The organism is Caballeronia sp. dw_19 (genome assembly GCF_018449515.1).
In the GTDB taxonomy this organism is placed as follows: domain Bacteria; phylum Pseudomonadota; class Gammaproteobacteria; order Burkholderiales; family Burkholderiaceae; genus Caballeronia.
In genome coordinates this window covers 1-3,084 of sequence record NZ_JAAVUQ010000091.1, presented here as the reverse complement: position 1 = coordinate 3,084, position 3,084 = coordinate 1, and the positions used below count along the sequence as shown (strand labels likewise).

Below are 3,084 nucleotides of genomic sequence, written 5' to 3'. Positions count from 1 at the left end.
GGTCGGTGACGAAATCGAGTTTAGTCAGTCCACCTGTCTGTACGGCCGAGAGCACATGAGCGACGCGGTCGTAGGCGACCCGGCGATCGGCATAGATGCGGATAGTTGGCTGTGAAGCGGCCGAGGCCGCCTGGGCGACGTGCTGAGCCAGTTGGTTATCATCGACCGGCACCTTGTTCCAGGAGATGGTGCCCGATGCATCGACCGATACATCGACGTTATCCTCGTGCGACACGTCGTGGGTGGCCGCTACTTGCGGCAGGTCGACCTTCACTGCATGGTTCATCACGGGCAGCGTCACAATGAAGATGATCAGCAAGACCAACATGACGTCGATCAGCGGGGTCATGTTGATTTCATTTAGCAGGCCGTCGTCCGTACCGCTCTCAGCAAACATCGACATGTGTGTACTCCGTTCAGTTCGATTTTAGAGAAGACTTATCTGCTCAGCCCGTGACGGTCTGCCCGTCCACCAGGCTCACGCGCCGCGTGGCTGCGTCCTGCTTGCGGGTATTGGCCGCTTTGTTCGACGACTTGCCTCCGGTCACGTAGTAGCTGTGCAGTTCGTGCATGAAGCGCACCAGCTTATGAACCGCGCCCTTATTGCCCCGGGCCACCGCGTTATAGCCGAGCACGGCGGGAATCGCGACGAACAGTCCGAACGCGGTCATGATCAGCGACTCGCCAACGGGTGCCGCGACGTGGTCAAGACTGGCCTGTCCCGAGATGCCGATGGCCATGAGTGCGTGATAAATGCCCCATACCGTGCCGAACAGCCCGACAAACGGCGACGTGCTGCCTACCGATGCAAGAATGGCGGTGCCGCGCTGCAACCGGGCGACGTAGTCGTCCAACGAAATCTTCAGGCAGCGCGAGACCCATTCGTGACTGTTGAGATTGCCGATCAGCAAGTGCTCTTCGTCGAACACTTGCTCGCTCGCCTCGCGCCCGGCAAGCGCGAGTTCGCGGTAAGGATTCTCCACCTGCGAGCCCAGCAACACGATGCCGTCGTCATAGCTCGGCGCCGTCCAGAACTTGCGCTGCGCAACCATGGTTTGCTTGCGTAGCTTGGATAATCCGAAGCCCTTGGCGATGATCACCGCCCATGACAGGACCGACATCGTCATCAGCACGATAACGATGGAGCGGGTGACGAAATCGCCACTGAGCCAGACATTGCTTATTCCATAATGTTGCATGAGGACACTCCGAAACGATGACGAACCCGTACGTTCAGTCGCCGAGATTGAAAGAAATGGGTTGCACGGCGGTCACTGCCACGGCCGTGCCGTTTTGACGATAAGGCTGGCAGATGCCCCCCGAAATCGCTTGTATCGCTGCACTGTCGAGATCCGGGAAATTGCTGCTGCTGAGCACACGCACGTCCGAAAAAAGTCCATCAGTGCCGATCCTGACCTGCACCCGAACCGTGCCTGCTTCACCCAACCTTTTCGCACGCGGTGGATACGCAGGCGCAGGTATGCGGCATCCCAACTGACGTAATGCTGACGAATCGATTGCCTTTGGCAGCGCTAGCATCTTGCTGTCGTCCCCCGCTGCCGCCTGTGCGGAGGGGGCAGCAGGGGCAGCGGCAGGCGCGGCTGCCTGCGCTTGTTGCACGGGCGGTTGTACCTGCGATTGCGGCTGCGGCGGCTGGACCTCTTCCTGCTGCTCAACCGTTCGCGGCGAGGTGTGATGGGTTGCGAGCACCGGTGTCGACTTGACGGGCTTTGGCACCGGGCGATGTACGGGCTGCGACACGTGCGGGGTCACCGGTTGCGCGACAGCAACGACCGGTGGTGCAGGCGGCGCCGATATCAGCGACACGCTGATCGACTTGGCCGAGGCGCCCTGATCACTCGTCAACTCAATGGATACCGGACTCGCTGTCAGGTAATAAAGCGCGACCAGATGCAACGCGAGGGCCAGTACGAGCGCGCCGGCCAGACGGTATTTTGCCGGGCGATCTGCTGCATCGGGGTCCCGTGCAAGCAGCGTTCTGGAGGGCGCCAGCTTGCCGGATGCGGACTTATGCAAGGTGGAGTGCAACGCACGATCCTCTGGCGAAAAGCTTTCTCGCCTGGCCAATTCAGTGTTCATTTCGCACCCGGCTTAGCACCATGCTCTTGTGAAGCTTTACCACCGCACGACTGCCGGTGCTCACGAAAAGCCAGGGTAAGAGCGCATGAATGCAACATGCGATACCGGCTACAAACAATCGGGCGCCGAACCCCACGGCAACCCGCAGATGCTCGAAATATGTTTCGCCGACGGCGGCCGGATGGGTGGTGAAGATGTTTTTCATGCGTTCAGTGTAGGAAGCCAAATCTGAAACAGGTTTCTAAACTTCGATGTCATTTACGTCTGGGGAGCAAATTTATTTCAGAATCAAGACAGTCCGTAGGTCACAGCGATCAAAGGGCATAGTCGAGCGGTAAGGCCGTCGTCCATTTCATCGTTTCCATGGCAAACGACGAGCGCACGTCGAATAGATCAAGACTCGAGATGAGTCGCTTGTACACGCTGTCATATGCCGCGATATCTGGCACCAGCACCTTGAGAAGATAATCGGCATGGCCGCTCAGTCGGTACACCTCGACCACTTCGCGAATCTGATTGATGGTCGTCGAGAACTGATCGAGCCAGGCCGGTGAATGCTGCGAAATTTTTATCTCTATGAACACGGTCACACCGAGATTTAACCGCTTGGCGTCGAGCAGGGCGACCCGGCGGCGCACATAGCCCTCTTTCTCAAGGCGTTGCAGGCGCCGCCAGCAGGGCGTCACCGAGAGGGAAATGTGCGCGGCCATATCGGCCACCGACAATGCGCCGTCCTCTTGCAGCAGAGCGAGCAATTGCCTGTCTATCTTGTCTAGCATGCGTGAGCACCTCCTTCGTGCGGGCACGCAGAACCACACGAAGGTGCGTGGCGCACCCTTCGCGGCAGCATGCACCACAGCTACCTTGTGAAGCGAAGGCGAGGTTTTTCCAGTGAAACGGAAAATTTTTTAATCGCGAAAGCAGTCCGCACTACCGCGCTGCAATCCGAATCAGGTAGTCAGTGTGATACGTCACCGTGACAGG

General features: G+C 58.6%; 5 protein-coding genes. All 5 read right to left on the bottom strand.

The genetic code is table 11. The features are described from left to right. Positions 1 to 403: biopolymer transporter ExbD (locus HB376_RS40515; protein WP_213769296.1), on the bottom strand; the 403-nt coding region annotated here is incomplete at its 3' end. Between the two features lie 43 nt (positions 404 to 446). Further along, positions 447 to 1,199, bottom strand: coding sequence for a MotA/TolQ/ExbB proton channel family protein (locus HB376_RS40510; RefSeq protein WP_213769295.1), 753 nt, complete (start codon positions 1,197 to 1,199; stop codon positions 447 to 449). 34 nt (positions 1,200 to 1,233) lie between these two features. Continuing rightward, on the bottom strand, positions 1,234 to 2,100 hold the full coding sequence (locus tag HB376_RS40505) for an energy transducer TonB (RefSeq protein ID WP_213769294.1): 867 nt from the start codon (positions 2,098 to 2,100) through the stop codon (positions 1,234 to 1,236). After that, on the bottom strand, positions 2,090 to 2,305 hold the full coding sequence (locus tag HB376_RS40500) for a DUF6356 family protein (RefSeq protein ID WP_213769293.1): 216 nt from the start codon (positions 2,303 to 2,305) through the stop codon (positions 2,090 to 2,092). The genes HB376_RS40505 and HB376_RS40500 overlap by 11 nt, the downstream gene beginning before the upstream one ends. A gap of 109 nt (positions 2,306 to 2,414) precedes the next feature. Beyond that, complete coding sequence (locus HB376_RS40495) at positions 2,415 to 2,879, bottom strand: Lrp/AsnC family transcriptional regulator (RefSeq protein WP_213769292.1); 465 nt, start codon at positions 2,877 to 2,879, stop codon at positions 2,415 to 2,417. Positions 2,880 to 3,084 lie beyond the last annotated feature (205 nt).

Bases quoted from the DNA above. Each gene is read 5' to 3' on its own strand.
- HB376_RS40510 (WP_213769295.1), bottom strand. From the start codon at position 1,199: ATGCAACATTATGGAATAAGCAATGTCTGGCTCAGTGGCGATTTCGTC.
- HB376_RS40505 (WP_213769294.1), bottom strand. From the start codon at position 2,100: ATGAACACTGAATTGGCCAGGCGAGAAAGCTTTTCGCCAGAGGATCGT.
- HB376_RS40500 (WP_213769293.1), bottom strand. From the start codon at position 2,305: ATGAAAAACATCTTCACCACCCATCCGGCCGCCGTCGGCGAAACATAT.
- HB376_RS40495 (WP_213769292.1), bottom strand. From the start codon at position 2,879: ATGCTAGACAAGATAGACAGGCAATTGCTCGCTCTGCTGCAAGAGGAC.